16 protein-coding genes are annotated in these 17,309 nt (G+C 40.2%); 14 read left to right on the top strand and 2 right to left on the bottom strand.

From position 1 onward, the window contains the following. The first annotated feature begins 11 nt into the window (after nucleotides 1-11). The 3 genes from ACFW35_RS04285 (at nucleotide 12) to ACFW35_RS04295 (ending at nucleotide 2,030) form a co-directional block, all read left to right on the top strand. A complete protein-coding gene (locus ACFW35_RS04285; protein ID WP_379844018.1) occupies nucleotides 12-452 on the top strand; it encodes a DUF86 domain-containing protein in 441 nt (146 codons plus the stop codon). Nucleotides 453-538: 86 nt separating this feature from the next. Then, a complete protein-coding gene (locus ACFW35_RS04290; RefSeq protein ID WP_379844020.1) occupies nucleotides 539-1,195 on the top strand; it encodes a helix-turn-helix transcriptional regulator in 657 nt (218 codons plus the stop codon). A gap of 67 nt (nucleotides 1,196-1,262) precedes the next feature. Next, complete coding sequence (locus ACFW35_RS04295) at nucleotides 1,263-2,030, top strand: TIGR01457 family HAD-type hydrolase (protein ID WP_379844022.1); 768 nt, start codon at nucleotides 1,263-1,265, stop codon at nucleotides 2,028-2,030. A 330-nt stretch (nucleotides 2,031-2,360) separates the two neighbouring features. On the opposite strand, the gene ACFW35_RS04300 is transcribed toward ACFW35_RS04295, so the two are convergent. Beyond that, complete coding sequence (locus ACFW35_RS04300; RefSeq protein ID WP_171978779.1) at nucleotides 2,361-2,858, bottom strand: phosphatidylglycerophosphatase A family protein; 498 nt, start codon at nucleotides 2,856-2,858, stop codon at nucleotides 2,361-2,363. Between the two features lie 182 nt (nucleotides 2,859-3,040). Between ACFW35_RS04300 and yutH the strand changes: the two genes are divergently transcribed. The 10 genes from yutH to argF all read left to right on the top strand — a co-directional run bounded on the left by yutH (nucleotide 3,041) and on the right by argF (nucleotide 15,830). After that, on the top strand, nucleotides 3,041-4,063 hold the full coding sequence (gene yutH / locus ACFW35_RS04305) for a spore coat putative kinase YutH (RefSeq protein WP_379835533.1): 1,023 nt from the start codon (nucleotides 3,041-3,043) through the stop codon (nucleotides 4,061-4,063). Between the two features lie 80 nt (nucleotides 4,064-4,143). Continuing rightward, nucleotides 4,144-5,109, top strand: coding sequence for a 2-hydroxyacid dehydrogenase (locus ACFW35_RS04310; protein WP_379844023.1), 966 nt, complete (start codon nucleotides 4,144-4,146; stop codon nucleotides 5,107-5,109). A 12-nt stretch (nucleotides 5,110-5,121) separates the two neighbouring features. Then, nucleotides 5,122-5,901 (top strand): SDR family oxidoreductase, encoded by a 780-nt coding sequence (locus ACFW35_RS04315; RefSeq protein ID WP_379844025.1) that lies wholly within the window; start codon nucleotides 5,122-5,124, stop codon nucleotides 5,899-5,901. A gap of 565 nt (nucleotides 5,902-6,466) precedes the next feature. Next, nucleotides 6,467-7,501, top strand: a complete 1,035-nt coding sequence (gene argC, locus ACFW35_RS04320) for an N-acetyl-gamma-glutamyl-phosphate reductase (RefSeq protein WP_379844026.1) — start codon at nucleotides 6,467-6,469, stop codon at nucleotides 7,499-7,501. Nucleotides 7,502-7,519: 18 nt separating this feature from the next. Further along, nucleotides 7,520-8,746, top strand: coding sequence for a bifunctional ornithine acetyltransferase/N-acetylglutamate synthase (gene argJ, locus ACFW35_RS04325; protein ID WP_379844028.1), 1,227 nt, complete (start codon nucleotides 7,520-7,522; stop codon nucleotides 8,744-8,746). Nucleotides 8,747-8,761: 15 nt separating this feature from the next. Then, entirely contained in the window at nucleotides 8,762-9,505 is a 744-nt protein-coding gene (argB, locus tag ACFW35_RS04330) for an acetylglutamate kinase (RefSeq protein WP_379844030.1), read from the top strand. Continuing rightward, nucleotides 9,502-10,659 carry an acetylornithine transaminase gene (locus ACFW35_RS04335; RefSeq protein ID WP_379844032.1) on the top strand — a complete coding sequence of 386 codons (1,158 nt, stop codon included), beginning with the start codon at nucleotides 9,502-9,504 and terminating at the stop codon, nucleotides 10,657-10,659. The genes argB and ACFW35_RS04335 overlap by 4 nt, the downstream gene beginning before the upstream one ends. Before the next feature lie 86 nt (nucleotides 10,660-10,745). After that, the gene (locus ACFW35_RS04340; RefSeq protein WP_379844034.1) at nucleotides 10,746-11,798 is read left to right on the top strand and encodes a carbamoyl phosphate synthase small subunit; all 1,053 of its coding nucleotides are present in this window, start codon (nucleotides 10,746-10,748) and stop codon (nucleotides 11,796-11,798) included. Then, nucleotides 11,791-14,883: a carbamoyl phosphate synthase large subunit gene (locus ACFW35_RS04345; RefSeq protein WP_379844036.1), complete on the top strand. Its 3,093-nt coding sequence runs from the start codon at nucleotides 11,791-11,793 to the stop codon at nucleotides 14,881-14,883. The genes ACFW35_RS04340 and ACFW35_RS04345 overlap by 8 nt, the downstream gene beginning before the upstream one ends. Then, nucleotides 14,883-15,830, top strand: coding sequence for an ornithine carbamoyltransferase (argF, locus tag ACFW35_RS04350; RefSeq protein WP_379844038.1), 948 nt, complete (start codon nucleotides 14,883-14,885; stop codon nucleotides 15,828-15,830). Before ACFW35_RS04345 ends, argF begins: the two co-directional genes overlap by 1 nt. Nucleotides 15,831-16,506: 676 nt before the next feature. On the opposite strand, the gene ACFW35_RS04355 is transcribed toward argF, so the two are convergent. Further along, entirely contained in the window at nucleotides 16,507-16,752 is a 246-nt protein-coding gene (locus tag ACFW35_RS04355) for a NifU family protein (RefSeq protein WP_066238880.1), read from the bottom strand. Nucleotides 16,753-16,910: 158 nt separating this feature from the next. Between ACFW35_RS04355 and ACFW35_RS04360 the strand changes: the two genes are divergently transcribed. Further along, nucleotides 16,911-17,234, top strand: coding sequence for a YuzD family protein (locus ACFW35_RS04360; RefSeq protein ID WP_379844039.1), 324 nt, complete (start codon nucleotides 16,911-16,913; stop codon nucleotides 17,232-17,234). Nucleotides 17,235-17,309 lie beyond the last annotated feature (75 nt).

A 17,309-nucleotide genomic window follows, 5' to 3' on the forward strand; every position in this document is an offset into this window, starting at 1 on the left:
AGGTGATGACTATGTATTTTGTTGACCGCAAGAAAATCAACGAACATTTAGTGTATATGAATGAATTAATAACAACATTTGAAACAATGTCTATTCCAGAAAACCGTGTTGAAGTTCTTGCTGTAGAACGAATCGGCCATATGCTTATTGAATCCATGATGGACGTTGGAAATATGATCATCGACGGTTTTATCATGCGTGATCCAGGCAGCTTTGAAGACATTCTGGATATTCTTATTGATGAAAAAGTATTGCCAAGTAATGAAGCAGCATCTTTAAAAAGTGTAGTAATTATGCGTAAATCGCTCGTTCAGGATTATCCGCAATCAGATGTTGAACAAACATACAATACGATAAAAAAATATATGCCGGAACTTTCAGCTTTTCCAGCTCATGTTAAGCGGTATTTGGAAGAAGAATTAGGGCCGGTATCTGCATTTTTACCGGAATAAATGAGAGAGAAAATAGTTTTTAAACATTTTTATTTAAAAATGTACGTTTTCTAATGTTTACGGTAAAATGGTAAAAAAGGATGGTGATGACTGTGAAGAATCACACCTCAACACGTGATGAGATCATCTATCTTTTAAAAAGAAATAAACGGATGACCGTTACGGAAATGGCTAAATCCCTTGGGATTACAGAAATGGCTGTTAGACGCCATCTCAATACATTGGAGAGGGACCATGTTATTGAAACAACGCTTGTACGTCAAGCCATGGGAAGACCTATCCATTTTTATCATTTGTCTGCAAGCGGTGATGAACAATTCCCACGAAACTATTCCGGATTGACCGTTGAGTTTTTAAAAGATATTGAAGAGCTGAGTGGAACGGAAACGGTTGACGGCTTATTTAAACGACGAGAAAACCGGCTGCAAGATAAATATAAAGATCGTATGAACAGCCTGACTCAATTTGAGCAAAAAGTGAATGAACTGGCTAACATTCAAAATGAAGCAGGATATATGGTTGATTGGCAAAAGGGTGAGGATCCCGGTACTTATGTGCTTACTGAGTATAATTGTCCTATCGCAATGGTAGCCAATGAATATCAGCAAGCTTGTTCATGTGAACTTTCTTTATTTAAAAGAATGCTTCATACAGATGACATTGAACGGAAGACATGTATGGCAAAAGGCGGGGATTATTGCTGTTATGTCATTAGAGAAAAAAGAGCTGCATCTGAAGGATAACCTGCTTCAGGTGTGTTTTTTTTTTGGCAATGGGCAGAATGATAAATGTATATAAAGGAGAGAAATTATGAAAGCATATAAAGGATTTTTGATTGATTTAGATGGTACGATGTACAGAGGAACGGAAAGAATTCATGAAGCAGTTGAATTTGTTAAAAAACTGAACGAGCTTGATCTGCCATATTTATTTGTTACGAATAACTCATCAAAAACAAAGAAGCAAGTTGCAGAAGTATTGAAAGGGTTTGAAATACCGGCTACCTCTGATCATGTTTTCACAACGAGTATGGCAACAGCCAGCTACATATCTAATCTAAAAGAAGGTGCGACGGTTTACTGTATCGGTGAGGATGGCATTAGGGAAGCACTTACGGAAAAGGGCTTAAAGCTGGTAGATGAAAATCCAGATTATGTTGTGATAGGCATCGACCGTTCTATTACTTATGAGAAATTGGCTAAAGCTTGTCTTGCGGTTAGAAACGGAGCTGTATTCATTTCAACCAATGGAGATATTGCCCTTCCTACAGAAAGAGGCCTTCTGCCTGGAAATGGTTCGCTGACTTCTGTTATCACGGTTTCAACGCAGACTGAACCTATTTTTATCGGAAAACCAGAGCCGATTATTATGGAGATGGCACTTGAAACATTAGGAACTAAAAAAGAAGAAACACTGATGATCGGTGATAACTACCAAACCGATATTTTAGCAGGTATTCGAACAGGTCTGGACACCCTTCTAGTTCATACAGGGGTAACAACAAAAAAGCACCTCGAAGATATCGATATCCATCCTACCTACACAGTTGATGGGTTAGATGAGTGGGATATTAAATAAAGGCTCTTTTCAAAAGGATTGTAACTTATAGCTTTTTCATCATTTGCAAGTTGATTGGAGCGCAAGGTGTGAGACTCCTCGAAAAATAAACTACAATTTTTCTTCGTGCGATGTCTCGCTGCCGGAGTCTTCCTTGTCCTACGGGACGAGCGGTCAGGTGGAGACTCCTAATGGCGCAAAGCGGCAGGAGGCTCACCGCACGCCCCGTGGAAAGCGAGCAACCTGGAGCGGAAATCAACTACTTTCAAAAGCAACAATGTATGCGAAAACAGCCGAAATAAAAAAGGCTTAAGGGCAAAAGAGTATCTCTCTTGTTCTTAAGCCTTATTATTATTCTGTGTTTGCAGCCCTGTGCGCGAGACGGCTGGATGCCGCTGCTGCGATTGCACCAACTATATCATCTAAAAACGTGTGAACTTTGCCAGTAGATTTATCATTTAATTTTTCTAAAATGCCAGGTTTTTGTTTGTCGATGAACCCGTAGTTCGTAAATCCAATCGAACCATATATATTTACTATAGAAAGAGCAATAATCTCATCAATACCGTAAAGACTCTCATCTCTAGCCAATATTTCCTGAAGCGGCTGTTCTAACTTCTTTTCTTCAGCTAGAACATCAAGTCCGATGCCCGTTAATATGGCATTTTGAACTTCACGCTTTGCAATGACTCTTTCAACATTTTCTCTGCATACATCCATTTTTAAATCAGGATGGTAGGGGACTTGGAGAAAATAAACGAGTTCAGCTATATCGTTTACCGTAACGCCCCGTTCGTTCAGCAGTTTGCGTGCTGTTTCTTCGACATTTTCCACTTTTTTATTTTGCATCCCTGTACTCCTTTTCTCTGTAGTCTCCTTAGCTTTGTATAGTATATGTTTTCACGATAAAGTTATGAATTTATCAAAAAAAGCTAACCACTTCGCCTATATGGGCATACAATGGTGTATCCATATATGCGGATGTTAATGATCTTGCAGCAGTGGAAAGCTGATAGGTGGGGGGATCGCCTTTGTTTGAAAGAGATATTTTTCATCATTATCAACTTGTTTGCGAAGACAGACGATCGGAATCCGGGTACCGGACATTTACCTGCAAGGGAGACCAGTATATTGTTATTCCTCAGCAGCAGATGACATATGAAAAATTGCAGGAAATGATATTCATCAGTGATTTATTGCAGCAGCGGGGAGAAAGCAATTTGCCCGTACTCCATCCAACGATTACAAACATGCCTAGTGCATATGTAGATGGAGAATCCGTAATCATCTTCAAAAAGTCTCATAAGAAAGAAGAACAGCGGAATGTTTCATTAGGAATGGAGCTGGCAGAATTTCATAAACGGGGTAAAGGACTCGAGCAATATTACCCGGTTCAGCAGGTTGCCTATGGGCAATGGCCCCTCTTATGGATGAATCGTGTTGATGAAATGCACAACACGTATGCCGAAGTGTCAGCGAGAAAACAAAAAAATGATTTTGATCATCTATTTTTAACGACTTTTCCTTATTATGAGGGACTTGCAGAGAATGCCATTCAGTACATCACAGACTATCAATTAGAGAGAGGGCCAAAAGGAATCGGGTCTGCGGCAATCTGTTATGACCGCTTTAGCGAACGCTCCTGGCTGAGATCTTCAAGCGGTTTTATTAAATTGCCTGTCGGCTGGGTTATTGATAGCCCTATGAGAGATGTGGCAGAATGCATCCGCGAAAAAATTTATCAGCCTCAGTTCAGAAGTGACGAAGTATTAAATTTAATTGATGACTACGAAAAGGTAAAACCTCTGTCAAAAGGTGCTTGGAGATTGTTGTATGGAAGACTCTTATTTCCTTCACAATATTTTGATACAGTTGAAGGCCATTATAAAAATGAAAGAGATATAGGAAAAGAACTATATGTACGCCGCTTTACTGACTTAATCTCGTATGAAAGACAAAATGAGTATTTTCTTAAAAGTTTTTTCAGATCGATCGGTTTGCCTGTGCGTGAATTAAATATTCCGATGGTTGACTGGCTCGTTCCAATGATTTGACGAAAAAGGGCTCTCATTAAGAGCTCTTTTTTGTTTTTTCTGTACGCACATGCGAAAATAAAAATAAGGAGTGAAAGCGGATGCAAAAACCATATGTATATGTCACAAGAAAGCTGCCGGAAGAAACACTTTATGCGCTAAAAGAAAAAGCGGAAGTCGGCATGTGGCCGCATGAGGAAAAAGCCGTTCCTCGTGAAGTTCTTTTAAAGGAAGCGCAAAAAGCTGAAGGGTTATTAACTATGCTGTCAGACAAAGTGGATGGTGAACTTTTGGATAATGCCCCTTCATTGAAAGTTGTGGCTAACCTCGCAGTAGGCTATGACAATATTGATATAAATAAAGCAAAAGAGAATAACGTAACGGTATGCAATACACCTGATGTTCTGACCGATTCAACAGCTGATTTAGCCTTTTCATTAATCTTGGCGACAGCCAGGCGTGTTGTTGAATCAGCCAACTACGTGAAAGAAGGAAAATGGAACAGCTGGGGTCCCTTATTGCTGGCAGGAGCTGATGTTCATCATAAGACAATCGGAATCGTAGGTATGGGGCGGATTGGTGAAGCGGTAGCAAGACGTGCAAAGGGATTCGATATGAACATCTTATATCACAACCGAAACCGCAAATCTGACGCGGAGAGAAACTTAAATGCTGAATATAAGGATTTTTATGATCTGCTGAAGGAGTCTGATTTTGTTGTTTGTCTCGCTCCGCTTACCGCTGAGACGAAAGGCATGTTTAATAGGGAAGCGTTTCAGACGATGAAAAAAAGTGCTATTTTTATTAACGCAGGACGAGGAGCATCAGTTGATGAAGAAGCACTGGTGGATGCTCTTCAAAACGGCATAATAGCTGGAGCTGGTTTAGATGTTTTTGAAAAAGAACCGATCCCAGCGGATCATCCGCTTCTAACGATGAAACAAGTGGTGGCTTTGCCTCACATTGGTAGTGCAAGTGTGGAAACGAGAATGAAGATGGCAGAGCTGGCTGGTCGTAACATCGCATTTGTTTTAGATGGCAAAACGGCTGAAACCCCTGTCAGCTAAGGAGGAAAACAAATGACAATTCGTCCTCTCGAAGGAAAAACAGCAGTGGTAACTGGAGCAAGCCGATTGAACGGTATCGGAGCTGCAATCTGTCTACAGCTTGCTGAAAAAGGTGCAAATATTTTTTTCACTACATGGGGTACATATGACAAACAGATGCATGAAGGCGATTATCAAAGTGATGCGGATATTCTGGCCAGAAAACTTCAGGGTTTTGGAGTACAAGCTTCATACAAAGAGATTGATCTAGCTGAATCGAACCAGGTTCCTGATCTCTTTAATCTGATCGAACAAAAACTTGGCTCGCCAAGTATTCTTGTTAATAATGCATGTTTTTCACAAAACCATACTTGGGAAGAAACAACAAGCGTGATGCTGGACAAGCATTATGCCATAAATCTTCGGGCGACTGCTCTTTTAAGCGTGGAATTCGCAAAACGTTTTCAAGGAACAAAGGGAAGCATCATTCATCTGACTTCCGGCCAGTCAAAAGGTCCAATGACAGGTGAACTGGCGTATGCCGCTACAAAAGGAGCGATTGAAGCTTTAACGGTAACGATGGCTGCGGAATTGGGTCCTAAAGGGATTACAGTCAATGCTGTTAATCCTGGACCGACCGATACCGGATGGATGACAGAAGTTCTTAAAGAAGTATTATTGCCGAAGTTTCCTCTAGGAAGAATTGGCAAACCAGAAGATGCAGCAAGGCTGATCTCGTTTTTAGCTTCACCAGAAGCCGAGTGGATTACCGGACAAATCATCCATTCTGAAGGCGGATTTTTAAGACAATAAAATATTTTAAGTAAAGCTGCTTAAGTTAGGTTTAAGATAACCTAATTAAAGCAGCTTTTTTACTGTCGGAAAGTGTATCTTGTGGGCATGATGATGGGACGTAGCAGTAAGATTAGAGAGAAAGGGTCAAGTGCAGTGTAAGCTGGCGTGAAAGGCATTTCACATACCAAGTTGTCTTAATTGGGGCAGCATCGTTCAGGTGTGTATTGTCGAAAAATCTACAATTTCCGGTATAAGTGAAATTATTGGAGATAGAGGTGAAATTATAGAAGAGCAGGGTGAAATTATTGAGGGGTAAGGTGAAATTATTATAAATTGCGGTGAAATTATTTAGATGTTCTAAAAACGGGAGAGCTAAAGAAGCAGTTTTAATAGCAAACTGCTTCTTTTTTTGATAAAAAAGATATATCCATTCCTAAAAAAGCCAAAAGTTACGAAAACACCCTGTTTTTACAGAAATAAAAAAGCGAATTTTATAATAAATTAAAAATTAATAAATATACTCTTGAATTAATTTTTATACAGTCCTATAATGAACCTTAACTTATTAAAGGAGTGATGTGGTTTGAGAGCTGGAATTATTGGAGTAACCGGATATGGTGGATTAGAATTGTTCCGGCTGTTAACCGCACATCCAGAAATCAAAGAAGTATCTATCTATTCATCCTCAAAACAAGGTCAATTACTTTCGGATGAAGCTCCTCACCTGCTTGGAATTAACGAGGATAAACTTCGCTCATTTGAGCAGTTAGAAACAGATGAACTTGATGTTCTGTTTTGTTCAGCTCCAAGCGGCGTATCATCAGAACTACTTCCCCCGCTTCTTGACCAGAAGATGCGCGTGATAGATTTGGCAGGAGATTTTCGATTAAAAGAGACAGATACATATCGGAAATGGTATGGGAAGGAGCCTCCTGACAATTCATTTATAAATAAAGCGGTATACGGCTTATCGGAATGGAACGAGAAGGAAATAAATGAAGCGGCTTTCATCGCAAACCCGGGGTGTTATCCTACAGCAGCGCTGCTCGGAGTATTGCCATTAGTGAAAACAAAACTGATTAACCCAAAAACACTGATCATTGATGCGAAAAGCGGATTATCAGGTGCTGGGGCTTCACCTCAAAAAGCATCTCATTTTACAAAAGCAAATGATAGTCTAAGTGTTTATAAGATGAACAAACATCAGCATATACCAGAGATCGAACAAACGTTGAAAACCCTTGCTGATACAGAAGTTAACATTACCTTTACGACTCATCTTGTACCGATGACTAGAGGAATAATGGCTACTATGTATGCAGAGCTGGCGGACGATATCCAATCGCATTCTGTTAGTGAGATTTTCAATGAATCCTATAAATCAAAACCATTTGTACGTGTTTTTAAGGAAAATACAGATCTCTTTACAAAGCAGGTGTACGGTTCAAACTATTGCGATTTAACATTTACGATTGATGAACGGACAAATCGAATCACGGTTGTATCTGTAATAGACAATCTAATCAAAGGCGCTGCAGGGCAAGCAGTGCAAAATATGAATATCATGTTTTGCTTAAAAGAATCAGAGGGACTGCAGCAATCACCATTGTTCCCATAATAAGAGGAGGCAGGATAGATGCAGGCTACAAAACCATCCATACACAAGGTAACAGGAATAAACATTGCGACACCAAAAGGCTATTACGCAAGCGGACTTCATTGCGGAGTAAAACATAAGAAGCTGGATTTAGGACTAATTTACAGCTTGAAACCAGCAAACGCAGCAGGAGTTTACACGACAAACCAAGTACAGGCGGCTCCGCTAAAAGTGACACAGAAAAGCATTAAACAAGAGGGAAAGCTTCAAGCAATTATAGTCAATTCCGGAAACGCCAATGCATGTACCGGTAAAAAAGGCATGGAAGATGCAAAGGAAATGCAGCTGCAAACTGCGAATAAGCTTGGCATTCCTCCACACCTTGTTGGCGTTGCATCTACCGGAGTAATCGGTGAACACCTGCCTTTGGATAAAATAACGGCAGGCATTCAAAATCTTAAGCTGGATGCCGAGCTGAAGGGATCTATTGATTTTTCTCAAGCCATTTTAACAACAGATACGGTATCTAAAAATACAGCTTATTCTTTTAAAATCAATGATAAAACGATTACGATCGCAGGTACTGCAAAAGGATCAGGGATGATTCATCCGAACATGGCAACGATGCTTGGATTTGTTACAACAGACGCAAACATTCATCAGGATGATCTTCACGAAGCGCTGTCCTATGCTGTAGAACGAACATTTAACTGCATTACAGTAGATGGTGATACTTCAACAAATGATATGGTCCTTATGCTTGCTAACGGTATGGCCGAGAATGAGGAACTGAACAAAAACCACCCAGAATGGGATTTATTCTTGGATGCTCTTGTCCTAGTTTGTGAAGATTTAGGCAAACTTATTGCTAAAGACGGTGAAGGTGCGAGCAAACTTATTGAAGTAAATGTAAGAGGTGCCAGAACGGAGAAGGAAGCTAGAATCATAGCCAAAACGGTTGTAGGATCACCTCTTGTTAAAACGGCTGTCTTTGGATGTGACGCCAACTGGGGAAGAATCCTTGCAGCTGCAGGATATAGTGGAGTGGCTTTTAACCCAGACCAAATTAAAATATTGATTGGCGATCATGAAGTAGTGGCAGATGGAGAGCCTGTTGTCTTCTCAGAAGAAGAGATTCGAAACTACTTAAAAGGCCAGGAAATTCATATCACTGTCCTCTTATCAGAAGGCTTCGGAAACGGAAGAGCATGGGGATGCGACCTAACCTATGATTATGTGCAAATTAATGCTAGTTACCGAACGTAAAAGGATGTGAGAAATTTGTTGTCTGTATTAAAAATTGGCGGAAGCACGTTAGAAAATTTACAGCCTGCCTTTTTTGAAAGCTTGCAGAATAAGATTCAAAATGGGGAAAAAGTAGTTATTGTTCATGGCGGGGGACCTGAAATAAACAAAAAACTGCAAGAGAAGGGTTTGCCGATTCAAATGAAGGACGGAATAAGAATCACATCACCAGAGATCCTTTCATGCGTAAAAGCAGCATTAAAGGATATAGCAAATACGAAACTTGTAGAGAGATTAAACCAGGAAGGAATTCAAGCTGCTGGCTTATGCGGGTCAGAGAATACACTTATTCAATGTGAGTTTTTGGACGAAGAAAAGTATGGGTGTGTCGGCAAAGTTAAAAAAGTGAACACAGATCTTTTAGAAAAATTATTAGAGTCTGGAAAGGTACCGGTTATTGCTTCACTAGGTGTCACCGAAAACGGGGATGAAGTAAATATCAATGCAGACACCGCAGCTGGTGAAACAGCAGCAGCACTTTCAGCCGTATCGGTCTGTTTCGTTACAGATATATCAGGAATTCAAGTTGAAGGACAGAAGGCTGATTATTTAACCGTTACTCAATTAAAGCAAGGCATAAATAAAGGACACATATATGGCGGAATGATACCGAAAGTAGAAGCAGCTGTGAAATGTCTAAACCTGAACATCAATGAGGTATTAATAACGGACCAAACATTGTCAGGTACACGCTGCTATAAGGAGGTTCTTGCGATATGAGTTCTTTATTCCCAACGTATAAAAGAAAAGAGTTTCAGCTTCAAAAGGGAAGCGGGACATATGTGTATGATGAAAACAACAAGCGCTATTTAGATTTTACGAGCGGAATTGCAGTAACGAGCCTCGGTCATTGTCATCCAGAAGTCGTCTCGGCTATCAAGAATCAAAGTGAGAAAATATGGCATACGTCTAATCTATTTAAAATCGAACAGCAGGAAGTTCTTGCTGAAACACTTGTAGAAAACACACCATTAGATTTAGCCTTTTTTTGCAACAGCGGTGCTGAAGCCAATGAGGCAGCAATTAAACTCGCAAAGAAGTTTACAGGAAAAAATAAAATCATAACGTTTAAGGATTCTTTTCATGGGCGTACATTCGGTTCTATGTCCGCAACAGGCCAGCAAAAGATCAAAAATGGCTACGGTCCCCTTGTTTCTCAATTTGTGCACTTGCCATGGAATGAAACAGAACAGCTGAAAAAAATCGCAGATGAGGATACAGCTGCTATCATGATGGAAGTTTTTCAAGGTGAAGGCGGAGTCCGTATGGCTGATTTTTCATTTTATAAGGAAATTCAGAAGATATGCGATGAGAATCAAATCCTGCTGATTATTGATGAAGTGCAGACAGGGATCGGAAGAACAGGGAAAAGATATGCATTTGAACATTTCGATTTAAACCCAGACATCGTTACACTTGCAAAAGGGCTGGGAAATGGATTCCCGATTGGAGCTATGCTTGGAAAAGAGAAATTGAAAACTGCTTTTGGACCAGGAAGCCACGGAACGACATTTGGTGGAAGCCCCTTAGCCTGTGCAGTGAGCCAGTCGGTTCTTAATATCGTTTTCCAGGACGAATTTTTAAAAGAAGTTGAACGGAAAGGAAATGAGTTTAAAGAAACTCTTGCAGACTCGCTGCGATCACATCCACTCGTGAAAGAAATCAGAGGCAAGGGTTTATTAATCGGCATAGAATGTGAGAGACCTGCGGGCAGTTTGATAGAGTGGCTAGAAGAGCATGGTTTACTAACCGTTCCGGCAGGAGAGAACGTTATTCGCCTGCTCCCGCCATTAACCGTTTCTGATGAAGAATTAGAAACAGCTGCAGCGATTATTATTCAATTGTTTAAACAGTATCATACGGTATCGAACTAAAAGGACGAATAATCCTTATTTTTTATACGAATATATGAATAAAAATACGAATAGATATAGGTTTTATACAAGGAGAGGAATTTACTATGAAAGGCTCTATTACATTAGCAAATGGGACTTCATTTGCAGGAGACTGGCTCGGTGATCATCAATATTGTTCGGGTGAAGTTGTATTTTATACAGGAATGACTGGATATGAACAAGTGCTGACAGATCCATCTTACCAAGGACAAATCGTTGTATTTTCTTACCCTTTTATCGGTAACTATGGCTTCAAGCCGGAAAGTATGGAATCCGCTCATATTCAAGTTTCAGGTGTCATTATGGCAGAGTGCTATCCTTTTCAGCTCGAAGGCGAACAACACTCATTGACAGAGTATCTTAACCATCATCATATTCCTGCTTTAACAAATGTCGATACAAGAGCTCTCATTCAGCAGATCCGTGTAAAAGGTTCGGTCCCTGCTGTTATGCACACAAGCACTATACCTTCCGATTCCTTTCAATTACAAGAAAGCTGGCCGAAAACAGCACTTAAGAAATTTGGTGCAGGTAAAACACACATTGTTCTTATTGATTTTGGCTATAAAAAATCGATTGCTGATTCCCTTATAGCTCAAGGCTGCACAGTCACTGTTGTTCCGTATGACTATGAGACTGCCGAAATAGAAAAATTGAATCCAGATGGTTTCGTGTTCTCAAATGGTGCAGGTGACCCTATGAGATTTTCAAACTTTTTTCATCGTTATAAAAATATTGCGGTCCGCTACCCGGTGCTGGGAATCTGCCTTGGCCATCAAATACTGGCACTCGCATTTGGCGGGGAAACAATGAAACTGAAATTTGGTCATCGAGGAGCTAATCATCCAGTTATGAATGTGAAAACAGGAAAAGTATCGATGAGTTCACAAAATCATAGTTATGTTGTGAAAAAAGAGAGTTTACATTCAACCGGTTTTAACATTTGGTTTGAGAATGTAAACGATAAAAGTGTGGAGGGGCTCTGGCACAGCCAATACGATATTTCAAGTGTCCAATTTCATCCTGAAGCAGCACCTGGACCGCAAGAACACGCACAAATTTTTCAGGATTTCATCCAGACTGTTAAGCATAAAGAGAAGGTGAGAAGCTATGCCTAAAGTATCCGACATCAAGAAAGTTCTAGTGATTGGGTCAGGACCTATTGTAATAGGTCAGGCAGCAGAATTTGATTATTCAGGGACACAAGCCTGCAAAGCACTAAAAGAAGAGGGAATTCAAGTTGTCTTAATCAACAACAATCCCGCAACCATCATGACGGATAAGACTTTTGCAGACGAGATTTACTTTGAACCATTAACCGTTGAATATGCAGAACAAATTATTCAAAAAGAAATGCCTGATGGACTGTTAGCAACTGTCGGAGGTCAAACAGGCTTAAACCTTGCGATGGATCTCTATGAAAATGGCATTCTTCAAAAATATGGAGTAAAGCTTTTAGGTACAGATATACAATCCATAAAAAAAGCAGAGGACCGAGAAGAGTTTCGTGCCCTTATGCACAAGCTCGGAGAGCCTGTACCAGAAAGTGAAATCGTATTTTCCGTTGAAGAAGCCATTGGATTTGCAGATAAAACAGGCTATCCGGTTATTGTCCGTCCAGCCTATACCCTTGGCGGATTTGGAGGAGGGATTGCAGGTTCGAAACAAGAGCTCACAAACCTTGTCAAACAAGGTCTTTCGGCAAGTCCTATCCATCAGTGTCTGATTGAAAAAAGTATCGCAGGCTTTAAAGAGATCGAGTATGAAGTAATGCGTGATGATAATGGCACATGCATTACAGTCTGTAATATGGAGAACGTTGATCCAGTGGGTGTGCATACTGGTGATTCTGTAGTTGTTGCACCAAGTCAGACACTGACAGATGATGAGTATCAGTCATTAAGAAAAGCGTCCCTTACGATTATAAATGCACTAGAAATCGTTGGAGGCTGCAATATACAGTTTGCTCTTCATCCGCATACTTCTGAATATTACTTAATCGAAGTTAATCCGCGAGTGAGCCGTTCCTCAGCACTTGCTTCTAAAGCTACTGGATATCCTATAGCTAAAATCGCGGCAAAGCTTGCACTGGGATACAACCTTCACGAGCTGAAGAATCCTGTTACAGGAACTACATTTGCAAGTTTTGAGCCGGCTTTGGATTATGTAGCAGTAAAAATGCCTCGCTGGCCATTTGATAAATTTACTGACGCCGACCGAAAGCTTGGCACACAGATGAAAGCAACAGGAGAAGTAATGGCTTTGGAACGAAATATGGCTTCAGCTTTCCAAAAGGCGATTCGTTCACTCGAGCTAAAAACAGAAGGCATGTTTTTAAAAGAACTTGCTTTTTTAGAAGAAGAAGTGCTATTCAAACTCGCAGCTCATGCAGACGACCGCCGTTTCTTTGTCGTTCTTGAACTGCTTAAAAGAGGTATTTCCGCTGAAGAAATTCATGAGGTAACCAAGATCACGCCTTATTTCTTATCAGTATTCAGTCAAATGGTTCAGATGAATCAGACTCTGCAGAAATTAAGCTTAAATACCATAGATGAATCACAGCTGAAGTTGGCAAAAAAGTATGGCTTTTCAGATCACGATCTTTCTGAAATTTGGTCTGTTTCTGAAAAAGAGGTTAGAACTAAACGAGAAGAGTGGAAGATCATCCCTTCATACAAAATGGTTGATACATGCGCTGCTGAATTTGAAGCAAAGACAACATACTTTTATTCCAGCTGGAGCGGAGTGAGTGATAAGAAACCTGATCAAAAGAAAAAAGTCGCTGTTATCGGTTCAGGCCCTATACGAATAGGGCAAGGTGTTGAATTTGATTATTGCTGTGTGCACAGTGCGTTAGCTTTAAACAGATTGGGATATGAAGCCATATTAATCAACAACAATCCTGAAACGGTAAGTACAGATTATGAAGTATCCGACTCATTATATTTCGAACCATTAACGTTTGAGGATATTTATAACGTTTTGCAGTTTGAAGGAATAACAGATGTTATTTTACAGTTTGGTGGTCAGACTTCAATTAATTTAGCTGAAGAATTAGAGAATGCTGGCGTCCATGTTCTAGGAACTCTAGCGGATACGGTCGATCAAATGGAAGACCGAGATCGCTTTTATCAATTTTTAGAAGAAATTGATATTCCAAAATTAGATGGATTCACGGCTCATAATAAAGAAGAAACGAAAGCCTTTGCTGAAGGATTAGGGTTTCCGATACTTGTCCGACCCTCATATGTAATCGGGGGGAGCGGGATGAAAGTGTTTTACGCTGCAAAAGAGCTTAATGAATTTTTGCTGAATGAGGATGTTGTCTATCCTATCTTAATTGATACGTTCCTAGAAGGAAAAGAAGCAGAAGTAGATGTGCTAACAGATGGAACGGACATTTTTATACCGGGAATTTTTGAACATATTGAAGGAACAGGCGTACATTCTGGTGACAGCTTAACTGTAACGCCGCCGCAGTCCCTTACAGAAAGTGTTCAAGACAGCTTAATCAGCTACTCAAGAAAAATTGCAATAAACATGAATTATAAAGGATTATTTAATATACAATTCGCAGTAAAAGGTGAAGAAGTATATGTGATTGAAGTAAATCCAAGGGCTTCAAGGACAGCTCCGATCATGAGTAAAATTACAGCTGTGAACTTAGTGCAAAAAGCAACAGAACTGATGCTTGGAGCACCTTTAAACCAATTAAAGCTTGAAGACGAGCATAATGGCCAACCGTTTATTACAGTAAAAGCACCTGTTTTTTCAACGATTAAACTGTCAGGAGTTTCGCCAGTGCTTTCTCCGGTCATGACCTCAACAGGTGAAGTAATCGGAACAGACACCGATTTTACGTCAGCACTGCTCAAAGCGTTAAAAGGATCGGGTCTTCAATTAAATGACCTTTGGGACTTCAAAGGAAGCATTTTTATAGAAGGTGATCCTGCACAAGCTGATTTGAAAGCGTGGGCGGACCTTGGATTTGAAGTTTTAACGAAAGAAGTTATGTCTTTTGATGAATGGATAAAAACGGACAATAAAACAGCTTATATAAATTTTATCGATGAGACAAACAGCACTTCTGCAAAAAGTGCCGTGCTGGAGAGGCTGCATGTTTTTACTCGAAAAGAGACCGCACAAGCTTACCTGCAAGCAGCTGTTTTATTAAAGAACTCAAGAAAGGAAGTGTTGATCTGATGTCAATTGTTCATCCTTTACGCACAACGAGAACTAAGAAAGATTTCCTGACACTGCTAGATTATTCAGCAAATGAAATCATTGATTTGCTGAATCTCGCTAAAGACTTAAAGAAGCAAGCACCTTCCGCACCGCCTTTATTAAAAGGAAAAATCCTTGGTATGATATTTGAAAAGTCATCTACACGCACCCGAGTGTCATTCGAGGCTGCTATGCTTAAGCTTGGAGGTCATGCAATCCATTTAAGTACTCGCGATATACAAATGGGAAGAGGAGAAACCGTTTCAGATACAGCTAAGGTATTATCTGGCTATCTAGACGGGCTGATGATCCGTACTTTCCACCAATCGACTGTTGAAGAGCTGGCTCATAACAGTAGCATCCCTGTGATTAATGGACTGACAGATGATTTCCATCCATGCCAGGCACTCGCTGATCTTTTAACAATTTTAGAATACAAAGGATCATTTAAAGGAAAAAAAGTTGCCTATATTGGTGATGGCAATAATGTTGCTCATTCTCTGCTGATTGCTTCAGCTAAAGTCGGAATGGATTGTACCATTATTACGCCAAAAAATTATGAACCGAAAGAAAAAATTGTTTCTTATGCAAAAGAAATCGCTAAGAAAACAGGATCTACCGTGGAAGTTACAAATGATCCGATAAGCGGTGTTAAGAACAGTGATGTCATCTATACAGATGTATGGGCAAGTATGGGGCAGGAGAGCGAAGCTGAGGAACGAATGGCTCATTTTGAATCCTATCAAGTGAATCAGGAGCTTGTGTCACATGCTAAAAAAGATTATATTTTCATGCACTGTCTGCCTGCTCATCGCGGGGAGGAAGTGACAGCAGAAATCATTGATGGTCATCATTCAGTTGTGTTTCCTGAAGCTGAAAACCGTCTTCACGCACAAAAAGCATTGCTTGTGCATTTGATGTCTTAATACTTAAAGGACTGTTTCAAAAGAGTGTTGGTGCGGTGATTTCCGCTTCAGGGTACATGCTTTCCGCGGGGCGGGCGGTGAGCCCCCTGCCGCTACGCGCCTTTAGTGGTCTCACCTGTCCCACTCGTCCCGCAGGAGTCAGTACCCTTCCGCTCCAATCACTACATGTTTGCATCATAAATCCAAAAAAAGGATTAAATCAACTCGCAGTGACGAGGTGTTTCTAATTTTTTGTATAATAAAGAATCAAATTCGTGTAGTGATATAGGATGATTCAAGAACAACAATCGATGGTTTTTAGTCCATATAGAGCACTTTATGATTTGATAATCCGGTTTTTCAGTGGCCTCGCTTTCAAATAATGTTTTTTAGACTTCATTGAAAAGTTGATTGGAGTGTAAGGGGCGAGACTCCTGGGGGGTTAGCGTGCCATCTACTTGAGTATTCTTCCTCGTAAGGCATGCGACGAGGAAACTCACTTCGTTAGGAGTTGCTTGTAGACGCAGGAGCACACAGGTTTCATTGAGACTCCTATAGCGCAAAGCGCCGAGGAGGCTCACCGCACGCCCCCCGGAAAGCGAGCATCCTGAAACGGAAATCAACTACTTTCAAGAGCAAGCTTTGCGAAAACAGCCAAAAAAAAGAAGCCGCTAGATAAGCGGCTTCTTCATAAAAATTAAAATACTTGTTCTAATTCAACGACACCAGGAACTTCTTCTAAAAGTGCACGTTCGATACCAGCTTTTAGTGTGATTGTTGAACTCGGGCAGCTTCCGCAAGCACCCATAAGGCGTACTTTTACTACACCTTCTTCAATATCCACTAATTCCACGTCTCCTCCATCACGAAGAAGGAACGGACGCAATTTATCAAGAACTTCTTCTACTTGTTCACGCATCTCTAAGTTTTGAGTTTCAGCCATAACTATCAAGGCTCCTTTCTTAAAAAGAACTTACCTTTAGTATACGGGATATGGAATAAAAAATCCATGAGCAAGCATCATGATATTTGCTTCTTTTTCTTTCTAGCAAAATAAGGTATGATGGAAGCAAATAAGCGCATACATTGAGGTGATTCTTCATGAAAAATTCACTTGTTATTAAAGTATATGGTGCCGAGCAGAAATGTGCGAGCTGTGTACACCTTCCATCAGCTAAAGAAACTGCTGAATGGCTGGAAGCTGCAATATCCAGAAAATTTCCAAATGCTGTATTTCAAGTGCTATATATAGATATGGAAAATCCAGAAAATGAAGCAGACCAAGCATTTTCGGTAAGAATTATTGAAGAAGACCTTTTTTATCCCGTTGTTGTGATTGACGGAGAGGTAGTTGCAGAAGGCAACCCAAATATAAAGACTATCTATAGCATAATTGAACAAAATGGTTATGGCGCTGTAAGTTAAGCGCCTATTTTTTATGAATTGGGTTTGTACACATACTTTGTCACTTTTTTAGAATATGATGTTATGGAAAAAAAG

The organism is Fictibacillus sp. NPDC058756, from assembly GCF_042746035.1.
Classification (GTDB): domain Bacteria; phylum Bacillota; class Bacilli; order Bacillales; family Fictibacillaceae; genus Fictibacillus.